The sequence below is a fragment of the Syntrophaceae bacterium genome, assembly GCA_013177825.1.
GTDB lineage: Bacteria > Desulfobacterota > Syntrophia > Syntrophales > PHBD01 > PHBD01.
On record JABLXX010000011.1, the window covers coordinates 83761 to 99545 of the forward strand.

General features: G+C 63.3%; 14 protein-coding genes. All 14 read left to right on the forward strand.

What is annotated here, in order from left to right; translation table 11 throughout:
- The first annotated feature begins 61 nt into the window (after nt 1–61).
- The gene (locus tag HPY65_17705) at nt 62–1525 is read left to right on the forward strand and encodes an AMP-binding protein (GenBank protein ID NPU86317.1); all 1464 of its coding nucleotides are present in this window, start codon (nt 62–64) and stop codon (nt 1523–1525) included.
- 516 nt (nt 1526–2041) lie between these two features.
- Nucleotides 2042–3601 (forward strand): acyl--CoA ligase, encoded by a 1560-nt coding sequence (locus HPY65_17710; GenBank protein NPU86318.1) that lies wholly within the window; start codon nt 2042–2044, stop codon nt 3599–3601.
- A gap of 174 nt (nt 3602–3775) precedes the next feature.
- A complete protein-coding gene (locus HPY65_17715) occupies nt 3776–4663 on the forward strand; it encodes a 3-hydroxyacyl-CoA dehydrogenase family protein (GenBank protein NPU86319.1) in 888 nt (295 codons plus the stop codon).
- A gap of 103 nt (nt 4664–4766) precedes the next feature.
- Complete coding sequence (locus HPY65_17720) at nt 4767–5552, forward strand: crotonase (protein ID NPU86320.1); 786 nt, start codon at nt 4767–4769, stop codon at nt 5550–5552.
- 12 nt (nt 5553–5564) lie between these two features.
- A complete protein-coding gene (locus tag HPY65_17725; GenBank protein ID NPU86321.1) occupies nt 5565–6749 on the forward strand; it encodes a thiolase family protein in 1185 nt (394 codons plus the stop codon).
- A gap of 155 nt (nt 6750–6904) precedes the next feature.
- On the forward strand, nt 6905–8050 hold the full coding sequence (locus HPY65_17730) for a thiolase family protein (protein NPU86322.1): 1146 nt from the start codon (nt 6905–6907) through the stop codon (nt 8048–8050).
- A 16-nt stretch (nt 8051–8066) separates the two neighbouring features.
- Nucleotides 8067–9236 carry a thiolase family protein gene (locus HPY65_17735; protein NPU86323.1) on the forward strand — a complete coding sequence of 390 codons (1170 nt, stop codon included), beginning with the start codon at nt 8067–8069 and terminating at the stop codon, nt 9234–9236.
- A gap of 10 nt (nt 9237–9246) precedes the next feature.
- A complete protein-coding gene (locus HPY65_17740; protein NPU86324.1) occupies nt 9247–9753 on the forward strand; it encodes a Zn-ribbon domain-containing OB-fold protein in 507 nt (168 codons plus the stop codon).
- A gap of 17 nt (nt 9754–9770) precedes the next feature.
- Complete coding sequence (locus HPY65_17745; protein NPU86325.1) at nt 9771–10226, forward strand: Zn-ribbon domain-containing OB-fold protein; 456 nt, start codon at nt 9771–9773, stop codon at nt 10224–10226.
- 16 nt (nt 10227–10242) lie between these two features.
- Nucleotides 10243–11265, forward strand: a complete 1023-nt coding sequence (locus HPY65_17750; GenBank protein ID NPU86326.1) for a hypothetical protein — start codon at nt 10243–10245, stop codon at nt 11263–11265.
- A gap of 33 nt (nt 11266–11298) precedes the next feature.
- Entirely contained in the window at nt 11299–12825 is a 1527-nt protein-coding gene (locus HPY65_17755; protein ID NPU86327.1) for an NAD(P)/FAD-dependent oxidoreductase, read from the forward strand.
- A gap of 614 nt (nt 12826–13439) precedes the next feature.
- Nucleotides 13440–14663, forward strand: coding sequence for a thiolase family protein (locus tag HPY65_17760; GenBank protein ID NPU86328.1), 1224 nt, complete (start codon nt 13440–13442; stop codon nt 14661–14663).
- Nucleotides 14664–14748: 85 nt separating this feature from the next.
- Nucleotides 14749–15609, forward strand: coding sequence for a 3-keto-5-aminohexanoate cleavage protein (locus HPY65_17765; protein ID NPU86329.1), 861 nt, complete (start codon nt 14749–14751; stop codon nt 15607–15609).
- A gap of 11 nt (nt 15610–15620) precedes the next feature.
- On the forward strand, nt 15621–15785 hold a 165-nt coding region (locus tag HPY65_17770; protein ID NPU86330.1), incomplete at its 3' end, for a DNA-binding protein.

The window sequence follows — 15785 nt, forward strand, 5'->3', positions numbered from 1 at the left end:
AAGCGACGTTCTTTGTGCAGACAGACATGACTGACCAGTCAATCTAAAAGGAGGAAACGACATGTCGAAAGTGTTCAAAGTACCGCGGAACCGTGAAGAGATTATGGCCTGGATCGACAGCATCCCCCTGTACAAAGGGGACCAGCCGCTGGATCTCGCTTTCAAGAGCAAGGAAGAGATCCGGAGCGCCCAGGATGCCAACCTGGTCGCACAGATGGAGCGGCTGGAGAAGCAGAGCCCCTTCTACCGGGAGAAGTTCAAGGAGTGGGGCGTCGATCCGAAGTCGATCAAGAGCGTCGAAGACCTGGAAAAGATCCCCGTCACGAGCAAGGCCGACTATATGAAGGACCGGGGCGAATCCTTCAAGCTGGACATGGATTTCGCCAAGATCATGGATTACATCCTCTATGAGATCACGTACACCACCGGGACGACCACGGGGCTTCCGTCGAGGTTCTACAACACGACATACGACATGTTCCTGCAGACCTGGATGTTCCGCATCGGCTGCAAGATCACCTATCTCGAGCCCGACGACATCCTCATGAATCTCTTCCCGTTCCACTTCATCCCCCACATCGGGTACTACAAGACGGTCCACTTCGCCTCCGCCGTGGGGATGACGATGTGCTGGGGCTTCACCGGCGCCCCGCTGCCCGGGTTCCCCTACAGCATCCACCGCTCCATGCAGCAGGCCATCGAGGATATCGAGAAGAAGAAGGTCAATGCCCTCTCGGGGATCGCCTCCTACATCCGGCGGCTCATCATGACCGCCGAGGAGCAGGGGCGCGACCTCTCCCGGATCAACAAGATCCAGGCCCTGGGCGAGGCGGTGCCCAAGGGGATGCGGGACGACATGCGCAGGCGCCTCCAGAAGATGGGGGCCGGCGAGGTCTACATCAGCAACGCCTTCGGATTCACCGAGGGGCAGACGGCCTTCCAGGAGTGCGCGGAGCTGGGCGGAGCCCACTGCGGGGTGCCCCAGATGTACTACTTCGAGGCCGTGGACGAGAAGGGGAAGCGGAAACCCGACGGGGAGCCGGGGCTCTTGTGCATCACCCACCTTGACCGCCGGGGCACCTGCCTGCTTCGCTACCTGGTGGGCGACATCGTCGCCATCACAAACGAGCCCTGCCCCATCTGCGGCCGCAACGACCAGCGGATCGTAACGACCGTGGGAAGCACCTACGGGACCCGGACCAGTGAGCTCATGAAGGTCAAGGGAACCCTCATCAACCCCGAGACCATGCGGGACGCCGTGGCCAACACCCCGGGGGTCATCGAGTACCAGTTCATCGTGACCAAGGAAAAGGCCGACGATCCCTACTCCATGGACCTCCTGATCCTGAAGGTCGGGGCCGACGAGGGCGTGGACAAGGCCCGGATGGAAGGGGAACTGAAGGAAAAGGTCAAGCGGGCCGTGGAGCTGACGCCGAAGGTGGAGTTCGTGCCGTTCACGGAAATCTTCAACCCGGGCCAGACCCTGAAGGCCACCCGGATCGTCGACCAGCGGCCAAAGGAATGAGAAAGGGATCAGACGGGAGACGGGACGGCCCATGGGGCGCGGGGGCTGTCACGGGGGCTCCCGCCGTCGCGAAAACGTTTCCGCTCTTCGCCTTCTGAAACCGAAGAGCCTGGGAGACGGAAACGTTTTCCAATTGCTCCTCTGGGAACCCCCGGCCGCGCCCCCGCGGACGAAGCGTAAAGAGGCACGAAAAAGTTCAGGAAGGGTAATTTTTAAATCTGTGCCCGGGTGGTCCGGGAAACCCGCCTGAACAGAAAAAAGAAAGAATGTAAGGCGACGCCATCGCCTCCCTTCCCCGACCGACGGGGGAAGCGGACGACCGGTTATCGGCGACACCGCTTCCCCTCGAGGCGCGGGGCAAGTTCCGGCTGACGGGAGGGCGGCGGGGCGGCGCCGGCGGAAAGAATCCTTCCCGACGGGCGGGCTTCTCCAAGACCGGAGGGCCCGTCCGTATCGGGGCGACGGGGAAAACAACCGACATCCATGCAGGGAGCCAGACAAAAGGAGGGCAACATCATGGTGCTGGGAGATTTTCTCAAGAAATACGCCACAGAGCGTTCGGATCGGGAAGCCGTTGTCTTCCAGGACCGGCGCTTTACGTTCCGGGATTACGACGAACAGACGGACCGCGTCGCCGCCGGGCTGCTCAGGCTCGGGGTTCGGAAGGGCGACCGTGTCGGCATCTACGTCCCCAACTGGCCGGAAAATGTCTTTCTCTACCTTGGTGCCGCAAAGATCGGCGCCGTGGCGGTCCCCGTGAGCTGGCGCTTCACGCCCCAGGAGGTCCGCTTCGTTGCCGAAAACGCCGGGATCTCCGTCCTCGCCATGACGGCGGGATTTCTGGGAATGGATTTCCTCCAGGGCCTGGCCGCCGTCCGGAGCGAGCTCTCCTCCCTCCGGCATGTTGTGATCCTGGAACGCGACAAGGCCGCGGCGGGAATGATTCCGTTCGACGATTTCATCGCCGACCCCGGACCGGATCTGGAAAAAGCGAAAGCGGCCGTCCAGCCCGACGATCCCGTCCTGTTTCTCTATACATCCGGCACCACGGGGGTGCCCAAGGCCTCCGTCCTGACCCACCGGAACCTGATCTCCTATACCGACGGCCAGATCGCCAGTTCCGATTTCGCCGGGGACCACCGGCTCCTCCTGAACATCCCCCTGAACCACGTCGGGGGCGCCGTCATGGCCGTCATCGCCTGCCTGAACGCAGGCAACACCCTTGTCATGATGGACATGTTCAACCCCGAAGAGACCCTGAAGACGATCGAGAAGGAGAATATCTCCGTCATCGGCCAGGTGCCGGCCCAGTACGCCCTGGAGCTCCTGAATCCGAACGTCGAGAAGTACAACCTGAAGTCCATCCAGGTGGCCATCGTCTCCAGCCAGCCCTGCCCGTCGGAGCTGATCCTGGGAATCAAGACCAGGATGGGCGTCATGCCCCGGAACGCCTACGGGCTCACCGAGGTGAGCGGCGCCATCACCTTCACCCACCCGAGCCATGGCGAGGAGAAGCTCAAGTACTCGGTAGGCCGGGCCATCCCCGGGGTGGACCTCGTCATCATGGACGAGCGGAACGGCATCCTTCCGCAGGGCGAGGTGGGCGAGATCGCCGTCAAGGGCGATCCCGTCATGAAAGGCTACTGGAAGCGGCCCGACGAAGACAAACGGGTCTTCGACGACAAGGGATACTTCCATACCGGCGACATGGGGCGCCTCGAAGAGGACGGCTCCCTCGTCATCGTGGGCCGGAAAAAGGAGATGTTCATTCGCGGCGGCGAGAACGTGTATCCGCCGGAGGTGGAAGAGGCACTGGCGAAGCATCCCGATGTCCTGATGAGCGCCGTGGTGGGACGGCCCGACCCGGTCATGGGAGAGGTGGGACGGGCCTATATCATGCCCAAGCCCGGAACCAGTCCCACGGCCAAGGGCATCCGGGAGTTCCTGAAGGACAAGCTGGCAAACTACAAGATCCCCGAAGACGTGATCTTCCGCGCCCAGCTTCCCCTGACACTCCTGGGCAAGGTCAAGAAACTCGACCTGTACGAGGAAATGAAGAAGGAGTTTGGGAAGTAAACCGCATTGAAAACAAGTGATTCGCGCCATCCTCCTTGGATGAACGGGAGGGAGGGACCGGCCTCCACCCCTCCGGAGCCGCCCTCCGCCCGTCATCCCCAGGGGAGCGCCTGAAAACGCCCGATGCCCGTCCCGGTGGACGGGGACGGGAAAACCCAAGAAAGGAGTCTCAACATGGAAGTAAAAAAATTCACCGTTCTGGGGGCCGGCACCATGGGCCACGGCATTGCCCAGGCCGCCGTCCAGGCGGGTTTTGATGCAGTTCTCTACGACGTCAGCACGGAGTTCGTCGAGAAGGGAGCCGCCCGGATCCAGAAGAGCCTCGCCAAGCGCGTCGCAAAGGGAAAACTGGCGGAAGACGAGATGAAGGCCATCCTGGGCCGCCTGAAAACCTCCACGGACCTGGCGGAAGCCGTGAAAGACGCCGACTTCGTCGTCGAGGCCGTCCCCGAAAATCTCGACCTGAAGAAGAAGATCTTCGCCGAGCTGGACAAGCTATGCAAGCCCGAGACGATCCTGGCCACGAACACCTCCGTCCTGTCGGTCACGGCCGTGGCGGGGGCGACCAACCGCAAGGACCAGGTCGTGGGAACCCACTTCTTCAATCCTGCCGCGGTGATGAAGCTCGTCGAGATCATCTGCCCCGTCGGCGTGGCGGACAAGACCGTGGAGATCGCCATGGATACGATGAAGCGCCTGGGCAAGACACCCATCAAGGTGAAGGACACGCCCGGGTTCATCGTGAACCGCCTGCTGGGCCCCCTCTACATGACGGCCGCCCAGATGGTCCTCGAGGGGACGGCGACGGCGGAGGACATCGACACGGCGATGAAGCTGGGCGCGGGACACCCCATGGGACCCTGCGAGCTGGCGGACTTCGGCGGCTTCGACGTCATCCAGATGGCCCAGGACTCTGTCTTCGAGTACACCCACTCCGAGGCGGACAAGCTGAACATCCTGTACCGCAAGATGATCGAGGCGGGCCGTCTGGGATTCAAGAACGGCAAGGGCTTCTACGACTACTTGCCGGACGGTACCAAGAAACCCTTCAAGGTTTTCTGATTCGGCGCCGTCAAGGCCCCGCTGGTGAAACGGACGCTTCCCCCGGACCGGTGCCGGAACGGATGAAGGCGATCTATCAAACACGGAAAGAAAGGATCATTCCATGGAGTACAAAGACATCATTGTGACGAAGGACGGGGCCGTGGCGACGATCGCCATCAACCGGCCGGAAGTGCTCAACGCCATCCGGGACAACACCATGTTCGAGATCCAGGATGCGCTGAACGGAATCGAGAAGGACGACGCCGTCCGCGTGGTGGTGCTCACCGGCACGGGCGACAAGGCCTTCGTGGCGGGAGGAGACATCTCCATCATGGCCAAGGGTGCCGGCTACCTGGACGTCATCCACGGCCTCCCGGCGGGGCAGCAGATCACCTGGAACATCGAACACTTCCAGAAGCCCGTCATCGCCCGGATCAACGGCATCGCCCTGGGCGGGGGAACGGAGCTGGCCCTCTGCTGCGACATTCGCGTCGCCGCCGATACGGCCATCATGGGCGTTCCGGAGATCAACCTGGGCATCATCCCCGGCTACGGTGGAACCCAGCGCCTCGCCCGGCTCTGCGGCGTGGGCATGGCCAAGAAGCTGGTCCTGACAGGCGAGCACATCAAGGCCGAGGAGGCCTACCGCATCGGCCTGGTGGACATGCTGGTCCCGAAGGCGGAGCTGGACGACGCCGTGGCGAAACTGGCGAAGCGCATTGCATCCAAGAGCCCCATCGCCCTGGCCATGGGCAAGGAAGCCATCAACATGGGCATCCAGGCGGATCTCCGGACGGGACTTTCCATCGAGGCACGCTGTTTCTGCATGTGCTTCGGGTCGCAGGACCGCGTCGAAGGGATGAACGCCTTCCTGGAGAAGCGGAAACCCGTATTCACGGGCAAGTAAGGAGGTATGGACATGAGAGAAGTATACATCGTCGACGGCGTCCGGACGGCCATCGGCCGGATGGGAGGCGCGCTCTCCGGGTTCCGCCCCGAGGAACTGGCTGCCTTCGCCCTCAAGGGGCTCATCGAAAAGACGAAGATCGACCCGGCCATCGTGGAGGACGTCCTCATCGGCCACGCCTGCACGAACAACGCCGCCGTCAACATCGCCCGCTGGGCGGTCCTGAAGGCGGGATTCCCCGTCACCGTTACGGCGCAGACGGTGGAGCGGCAGTGCGGCTCGGCCCTGCAGACCGTCAATTCCGCCGCCATGGCCATCCTGGCGGGCTTCGGCGACACCTACATCGCCGGCGGATGCGAAAGCTGGAGCAACGCGCCCTACCTGATGGAGCGCCAGAAGGTCCCCTTCTCCCTGACGCCCAACGCCTTCATTACCAAGGAAGTCGGCCCGACGCCGGAGACGAACGCCCCCATGGGAATCGTGGCGGAGATCCTGGCGGAGGAGTGGGGCATTTCCCGGGAGGAGCAGGATGCCTTCGGCCTCCGGAGCCAGACCCTGGCGATCAAGGCCATCGAGGCAGGATATTTCAAGGAAGAGATCGTGCCCGTCACGATCCCCCAGCGGAAGGGCGATCCCGTCGTCTTCGACCGGGACGAGCATCCCCGGGCGACGACGCTGGAGAAGCTGGCGTCGCTCAAGCCCGTCTTCAAGAAGGGCGGAACGGTCACTGCCGGCAGCTCGTCAGGCATGAACGACGGGGGTGTGGCCCTGCTGCTCATGGCGAAGGAGAAGTGCGAATCCCTGGGGCTCAAGCCCCTGGGCCGCTTCGTCACCTGCGCCCTCGCCGGCGTGGAGCCGAAATACATGGGCATCGGACCGGCCTATGCCATTCCGAAGGCCCTGGACCGGGCCGGCCTGAAACTGGCGGACATGGACATCGTGGAATGCAACGAGGCCTTTGCCTCCCAGACCCTGGCCGTCATGAAGGAGCTGAAACAGAACGGCCATGCCGTCGATCCCGAAAAATGGAACCCCTACGGGGGGGCCATCGCCTTCGGGCATCCCAACGGCATGAGCGGCGGCCGCCTGAGCCTGGCGGTGCTCCATCACCTGAAGAGGACCGGCGGCCGTTACGGACTGGCCACGCTGTGCATCGGCGGAGGCCAGGGAATCGCGACAATTTTCGAGCGGTTATAGAATCGACAAGAAACCACCAGGCCCCGGTGTGCCCGTGCGGGCGCACCGGGCTATCAACCCATGACCGGCGCCCGAACGCCGACCTCCCGCCCGGAGGAAACCGTCCATCACGGTCCCGGCGGAGGCGCCTGCGGCCGCCGGTGAAGGAGGCAGGCATGACCGAACGAGTCGCCATTGTAGGCGTGGCCCAGACCCGCTTCGCACCGAAGCGGTCCGACGTCAACTACGGCGAGATGGCCTACGAGGCCATCTCACGGGTTCTCAAGGACACGGGGCTGGCCCTGCCCGAGGACATAGACAGCGCCATCAGCTGTTCCCACGACATCTGGGACGGCCAGACCATCTCGGACATCGGCATCACCGACGTCATCGGCGGACACCTGCGGGCGGAGGAGAAGATGGCCATGGACGGATCGACGGCCGTTTTCTACGGGGCCGTCGGAATTCTCTCCGGGGAATATTCCTGCACGCTGATCATGGCCCACACCAAGATGTCCCAGACAAACCGTCACATCGTAAACAACGTCGCATTCGACCCCATCTACACGCGGATGCTCGGATTCGACTTCACCTCCGCCGCCGCCCTCCAGGCCCGGCGATACATGTACAAATACGGGATTACGCGGGAGGACGCGGCCCGGGTCGTCGTGAAGAACCTGTCCAACGCAAAGCGCAATCCCTGCGCCTCCCAGTCCGGCGACTTCACCGTCGCGGACGTCCTCTCCTCCCCCGCCGTGGCGCCGCCGCTGCACAGGCTCGACATCGCGCCGGACGCCGACGGGGCCGTGGCCCTGGTCCTGGCCTCGGAGGAGCGGGCCCGGAAGATCACCGACAAGCCCGTCTGGATTCTCGGCATCGGGACCTGTTACGACGCCCATTACCTGGGCGACCGGGACCTGGCGGACACCTTCGCCCTGGAAAAGGCCGCCGGCCGCGCCTACGCCATGGCGGGCATCAAAAATCCCCGGCGCTCGGTGGACCTGGCGGAAGTGGGCGACGAATTCTCCTACCAGGAACTGCTCTGGCTCGAAGGACTCGGCCTCTGCGATCGCGGAGAGGCCGGGCGGTTCACCGCCTCCGGCGCCACCGCCATCGGTGGGAAGCTGCCGGTCAATCCGTCGGGAGGGCTCCTGTCCGGCATTCCCGCCAACGTGGCGGGGCTGAACCGGGTGGCGGAAGCGGTTCTCCAACTCCGCGGAGAAGCGGGAGAGCGCCAGGTCAGGGGGGCGAATATCGCCGTTGCCCAGGGTCACACCGGGTTCTGCGGCCAGCACCAGTGCGTCGTCGTACTCGGAAACTGAAGGACGGAGGTAAGCCATGAAACGAAATGTAGCCATCATCGGCGGCGGCCAGACCTACCATGCAGCGCGCCGCCACGATGTGGACCAGGCGGAAATGGTCAACGAGGCGGTCCGCGCCGCACTGAAGGACGCCCGCATGACCATGGACGAGATCGACCTGGTCATCCTGGGAAATATGGAGTTCTTCGAAGGCGTCCACCTGACGGACTGCTGGCTCGTCCACGGGACGGGAGCCTACGGCAAGCAGGGCGTCAAGATCACCACGGGCGGGACCGTGGGCGCCACGGCGGTCTGCGCCGGGGCCCACCATGTAGCCAGCGGCCTCTTCGACAAGGTCCTCTGCATCGGCTTCGAGAAGCAGGAGGAAGGCGATACGGGCGCCATCCTGAGCGGCGTCGCCAATCCCCTCTGGGGCCGCTCCATGGCCGGTGCGGCCGTGGGCTACTTCGCCATGATGGGGTCTTCCTACATCGCCAACTGGGGCGCCACGGAGGAGCACTCCGCCATGGTGGCCGTCAAGGCCAGACAGAATGCACGGAAGAACAAGTATGCCCATCTGAAGCTCGACATCACCATCGAGGACGCCCTCAATTCCCGGATGCTGGCCTGGCCCATCCGCATGCTCGACATGTGCCCCGCCTCCAACGGCGCCTGTGCCATGATCCTGGCGGACGAGAAGACGGCGAAGTCCCGGTGCAAGAAGCCCGTCTGGATCCGGGCCATGGAAACAGCCCACAACGAGCAGTTCGAGCTCGACTGGCGTGACGTGAAGACGAAGCGCCTGATCTTCTCCAGGGCCTGCGCCGGAAGGCTCTACCGGAAACTCGGGGTGGACGACCCGGCGAAGTACTTCGACGTGTTCGAGATCTACGAGCCGGCGACCTGGGCGGAGCTGATCTGGTACGAGGACCTGGGTCTCTGCGGACCCGGCGAGGGCTTCCGGCTGATCGAACAGGGCAAGACGAACATCGACGGACCGATTCCCGTCAATCCCTCCGGCGGCGTCCTCTCGACGAACTGCATCGGCGCTTCCGCCATGCTCCGCGTCTGGGAGGCGGCCCTGCAGATCCGGGGAGACGCCGGGGAACATCAGGTGCCCAGGGACGTGCGCCGGGCCATGACGACGGCCTACGGCGGCACGAACTGGACGGTCATGACCGCCCTGTCCAAGACGCTGGAAGATTAAGGAGGATACCATGGCGACAAAAGACAAAGAATGGATCTCCATCCCCATGACGGTGGATGTGCCATACCGATTCGCGGCGGGGGGGTACATGACCAAGTGCCTGACGGAGCTCCGGGACAACGGAAAGATTTTCGCGGTCGAGTGCCCGAAGTGCAAGCGGGTCCAGTTGCCGCCGCGGGTCGTCTGCGCGGAATGCCACGTGAAAAATGAAAAGTGGGTCGAGCTGCCCCACGAGGGGACCCTGATGAACTTCACCATCATGTACCTTCCCCTGACGGACCCCACCACCGGCAAGCCCCATGAGCCTCCCTTCGTCTACGGCTCCGTCCGGCTGGACGGCGCCACGTCGGTCCTGGACCACATGGTGGAGGTCGAGCCCGACATGGACAAGGTCTGGGTGGGCATGCGCTGCCGGCTGGTCCTCCGCCCGAAGGAAGAGCGGATCGGCGACCTGAGCGACATCCGCTACATCGAGCCCCTGCCGGGGCAGAAGAAGCCCCAAACGAAATCGCGATGAAGGGGAGGAATGACAAGATGGAAAACAAGACGGAATACAAACCCTTCGAAGTGGACCAGCACCTGACGGCCCACGGAAACTACTGGGCCGGCAAGGCGGGGAGTCGTTTTTTCACAACCCTCCGGGACCGGAAAAAGCTTCTCGGGTCGCCCTGCAAGACCTGCAACAAGGTCTTCTGGCCCCCCCGGTCCGTGTGCACGTTCTGCTTCGGCGAGCTGAAAGACGCGGTCGAGATCGGCCCCCTGGGGACCGTGGAGACCTTCACCCTCGTGACCTACTCCGAGCCGATCCAGCCGCGGCCGGCACCGTTCATCTACGCCGTGATCCGGCTCGACGGCGCCGACACGGGCATGGCCCATTTCCTCGACGAGGTCGAGTTCGGCAAGGTCCACATCGGCATGCGGGTGCAACCCGTATTCGCAAAAGACCGCAAGGGAAACATCCTCGACATTCAATACTTCAAACCCCTCTGAGGAACGGAGAAAAACCATGGAAGAAAAAGAAAAACGATGTTTCCTGGCCTCCTTCAACGGTGTTCCCGGCGCGGAGCGGAATCCCGCGAACTACCAGCGCCGGGACGACGCCAGCCACATCTACACCGAAGGCGACTACTATGAATGGTGGTACGTGGACTGCTCCTTCGACAACGGCTACCACATGGTGCTCACGTACCACTACCGGAACCAGTTCATGAATCCCATCATTCCCACCACCCAGCTGATGATCTACCGGCCCGACGGCACGCAGACGGCGCGCTACGCCGTGTGGAAGCCCGAGGAGACCTATGCCGGTCCCGACTGGTGCGACGTCCGCATGGGCGACAGCTGGCTCAAGGACCTGGGCGGCGGCCGCTACGAGCTGTCCATGATCATCAACAAGATAGGCGCGAGGCTCGTCCTCAAGAACGTCGTCCCCGGCTGGAAGCTGGGAACGGGGTTCAACTACAAGAACGAGGAGACGGGGAAAGTGGCCGGCTGGGTCGTCCCCGTGCCCTACGCCGAGGTGGAGGGCGAGCTGTACATGAAAGAAGGGACGATCCCCGTGAAGGGGGCCGCCTACCACGACCACAACTGGGGAAACGCACGGATGCACGAGGTCTGCTCCTCCTGGTACTGGGGCCGCATCCACAGCGGCGACTACTGCCTGGACTATGGCTGGGTGCTGCCGCGGGACCCCGAGGCGCCCGTCTTCGCGCCCCTGCTCATCGCCCGGGGCAACGAGATCGTCCTGTCGACGAACATCATGCACACGGAGCTCGGCAACTTCACGAAGGAGCCCAAGATCGGGCAGGAATACGCAAACAGCCTCGTTCTCACCACGGACAACCTGGGCGTAAAGATGAAACTGGCCATCGACACGACCCGGCTCGTGGAGACCATGCAGCTCCCCAAGGCGGCCGCCTGGGACCAGTACTACTTCCGGTTCCTCGGCGACTACCGGATGGACATCGAAATCGACGGGAAGAAGGACACCGTCCAGGGGGAACTGCTCCACGAATTCATGGTCCTGTAACAGGCCATTCAGCATAGAAAGGAACGTAATCTCATGACCACAGCAAAAAAATACGATGCCATCGTGATCGGCGCAGGAGTCGGGGGGCTCTCCGTGGCCACCCTCCTCGCCAAGGAAGGCAAGAAGGTCCTGGTTCTCGAGCAGCTCGACCGCCCGGGAGGACGCGCCCTGTCCATCCAGGGGAAGGAAATCGCCGACAAGGGTCTCGACTGGTACAAGAAGGTCCTGGCCTCCCAGTTCACCTACATTGCCGACTCCGACCCGGCCATCGAGAAGATCCTGGCGGACCGGATGCTCGACGGCTACACCCTCGACATCGGCTATCACGCCATCAGCGCCAACGGGGCCGGCTACATGCTCGACTTCGAGGACCTGATCGGGGGGCTCCCCGAGGTGGCGAAACACGGGGCCATGTACGGGAACTACTACAAGGGCACACTCTACCGCGACGTCGCCGGAACCTTCGTCGATCCGCAGCTCAAGAAGATCGGCAAGGAGATGAAAATCCCCTTCCTGGCTTTCTATTACGAGGCCTACGGCCTCCCGGAGGAGGAAATCGACCGCCTGGAGAAGGTCTCCTTCCAGGAATGGGCAGAGGGCAAGGGCATCACGAAGAGCGACATCCTCTTCGACCACCTGCACTCCGTGGGAACCCTCTTCTCGACGATCAACGACCCGAAGGACATCTCCATGGGGGACATCTTCCGCTACTTCAAGCACGCCTTCGGCCCCAAGCTGACCCGGAACGTCCTGGGCTTTGTCGGCGGGTTCGTCGGCAACGGCACGATGGAGTGGTCCAAGGCCATCGTTGAGAAGCTCAAGGGGTTCGGCGGCGAGGTCAGCTACCAGTCCAAGGTCCTGGAGATCAAGGTGGACGGCGGCAAGGTGACCGGCGTCCGGGTCGAGACCCCCGCCGGGGAAGAGACGTTCCTGGCCGAAACGGTTGTTAGCAATATCCCCGCCCAGCACACCTTCAAGGTCATCGACCGGAAGTACTTCCCCGAGGCCTGGTCGACGAAGGTCGAGTCCATGTACGGCTACGGCAGCTACGCCCCCTACATGGGCCTCAACAAGCTCGTCATGCCCGAGGAAGAGGCGAAGATGGGCCTCAAGAACACCTGCATCCTCCCCAAATCGGAGGGCTACGACTACGACGTGTACATCTGCTGGAACATCCAGTCCGCCGTGGATCCGTCCGTGGCCCCGGCGGGGAAGTACCTCTACACGGCCTACCTGCCCCTGACGGAGAAGGAGTCCCGGAATCCGGAACTCGTGAAGAAGATCGTCGCACGCCTTCCGGAGTTCATGGAGGAGATCTACCCCGGCTTCAAGAAGAGCATCGACTGGAAGCTCGACCTGGTCTGCTGGAAGCTGGAAGGGGTCGCCAAGAGCATCAACCAGGCGGGGACCCAGAAGGTGCCTGTCCGGTCGGAGCACGTGCAGGGTCTCTTCTTCGCCGGCGATACCGCCAAGGGATACGGCGTGGCCATGGACTGCGCCATCGCCTCGGGCGTGATTTGTGCGGGGGAGATTCTGGGCAAGGACTTCGGCATCCGCTAGGGTCGGCCTTGAAAAAGGCCGGATGCTGCGTTGCGCGGCACCCCTCGTCGCTGCGGCGTACATAAAGTACGCCTCACTCCTCGGGGTTTGCGCGCCTTGCCTGCGGCCTTTTTGAAGGCCGACCGGGCCGGGGCAACGCATAAAATAACAAGGGAGCTCCCTTTTCCTGCGGAAAAGGGTTTCACCTCCTTCTTTTACCAGGGCCGATCAGCCGCGGGGGCGCGGCCGGGGGTTCCCAGAGGAGCAATTAGGAGACTTTTCCATCCGGACGGCCTTTCGATCGAACAAGGCGCTCCGCGGAAAAGTCTCCGCGACGGCGGGAACCCCCGTGACAGCCCCCGCGAACGTCCGTCGGGGAGGGGGGCTTCCCGGAGCGCGAATAGCGGCTTTTTCGGGGTACCCTGCCGTCGCAGAGAAGCGCCCGCAAAGTCATCAGTCTCTGCACCGTCCGGTGCGAGTTATGACTTTGCAGCGGAGCGAGACGATGCAGGGTCAAAAAAACGCTTCTGAGCGCGAGGGAAGTCCCTTTCCCGGGTCATGCCCTGTGGCCGGGCGGAGTCCCCGCCGGTGTACGGGGATAGAATAAAAAAAGAATAGAAAGGTGCTTACAACCCATGCAACCCAACGATGTAGTTATCGTGAGCGCGGTCCGGACGCCCTTCGGGCGGTTCGACGGCGTTCTGCGATCCATTTTGAGCATTGACCTGGGGGTCAAGGTGCTCCAGGAAGTCGTCCACCGCATCGGCCTCGATCCGGCCCAGGTGGACGAGGTGTATTACGGGACGTGCATTCCCGCGGAATACGCCATTTACACGAACGTTCCGGCCCGGCAGATCACGCTCCTGGCCGGATTTCCGGAGAGCAACATCTCCCTGACCATCGACCGGGCCTGCTGCTCCTCCATGACGGGCATGCGCCTGGGCTACCGGGCCATCAAGTCGGGGGACGCGGAGGTGGTGATCGCCTCGGGGGCGGAGAACATGGGGAACGTTCCCCTGATCGCCAGCGCGGCCAAGGCTCGCTGGGGGACCCGCCTGGGGCACATCGAGCTGGAGGACGTCCTGTTCGAGCTGGGTTACGGCCGGAAGGGATTCGCCCCGGTGGCGACCGACGCGGGGCACGTCTCCCTGGAGTACGGGGTGACTCGGGAGATGCAGGACGAATGGGCGGTGGCCAGCCACCGGAAGTATTTCCAGGCTTATGCGTCCGGGAAGTACAAGGTTGGCGAGGAGTTGATGCCCCTGGAGATTCCCCAGAAGGGCAAGGCTCCGCTGGTGATGGACCGGGACGAATCGCCCCGGGAGAACCTGAACATCGAGAAGATGTCGGCCCTGAAGACGGTTTACGGGAGCCCCACGGTGACGGCGGGGAACGCCCCGGGACTCAATTCCGGCGCTTCCGCAATCGTCCTGATGTCTCGCCGCAAGGCCGAGTCCCTGGGGCTGGAGGTCCTGGGGGAGGTTGTGGCATGCGAGGCCGCGGCGGGGACGCCGAAGTATATGGCCGACGTGCCGGCCCAGGCGATCGGGAAGATGTTTGCCCGGACGGGAAACAGGATCGACGACGTGGACCTGATCGAGATCAACGAAGCCTTCGCGGCGGTCACGCTGGTGTCGCTACGTCTCCTGGCCGGGAAGGACCCGGAGAAGGAGAAGGCCCTGCAGGCGAAGGCGAACGTCAACGGCGGGGCCATCGCCATCGGGCACCCCGTCGGCGCCAGCGGCGCCCGGATCGCCATGACGATGATGTACGAGCTGCGGCGTCGCGGCGGCGGCCTCGGCGTGGCGGCTATCTGCGGCGGCCTGTCCCAGGGAGAGGCGCTCTTGCTCAAGGTGTAACGAACGGTTCCGGCGGCCGGCGCCGCATCCCCGATGCGGGGCGCCGCCGGATCGGGGAATATCCATAGAAGGAACGGGAGTCTTTATGAGCAGAAAAGTAATCGTAACGTGCGCACTCGTCGGATCGTCGACGCGCAAGAACCAGAATCCCAACACGCCCTACTCGCCGAAGGAACTGGCCGACGCGGCGGAGCTGGCCTACAAGGCGGGCGCGGCCATGGTGCACGTCCATGCCGTGGAGGACGACGGTGCCAATTCCATCCGGATCGAGCGGATCAAGGAAAGCCACGACGCCATCAAGGAGCGGGTCCCGGAGCTGATCGTCAACATGACGTCGGCCCTCGGCCCGGGGGCGACGCCGGAGCTCCGTCTCCAGCAGATGGAAGCAGTGCGGCCCGAGATGTCCTCCCTCAATATGGCCACCATGAACTTTGCCGCGGTGAACCGGAAGACCGGCGAAGTTCTCGTGGACTATACGTTCGAAAACTCCCTCATCATGGTGGCCAAATTCGCCGCCCGGATGAAGGAGATCGGGACCAAGCCGGAAATCGAGGTCTACTCCTCGTCGGGAATCGACAACTACCACGCCATCTCGGGCGGCGGGTCCTTCACGGAGCCCGTCAACTTCAACTTCGTCTGGGGGGTCTGCGGCGGGAACACCTTCCGGCCGGGGACTTTCATTGCCATGGCCTCCTCGCTGCCGCCGGGAGCCAACTTTACCGCCTGCGGCGTCGGGAACGACGAATGGCCGGCCATCACCCAGTCGATCCTCAGCGGCGGCCATGTCCGGGTAGGCCTGGAAGACAACATCCGGATGCCGGACGGGGCGCTGGCCAAGGGAAACTATGAACTCGTGGAGCACGCGGTCCGCATCGTCCGGGCTCTGGGCCACGAGCCGGCCACACCCGACGAGGCCCGGGCGATCATGGGAACCATAAAACGGTAGAGGTGAATAACATGACGGATTGGATCAAGGAAGTAGAGCCCCTGACCCTGAAGGGTCAGATCTCGGTCCCGTACACGTGGTGGGCCGGGGAGACGGCGGGCCGTTTTCTCTCGTCGCTGCGGGACGAGCGGAAGATACTCGGGACCCGTTGCAGCGGGTGCGGGAAGGTGTACGTT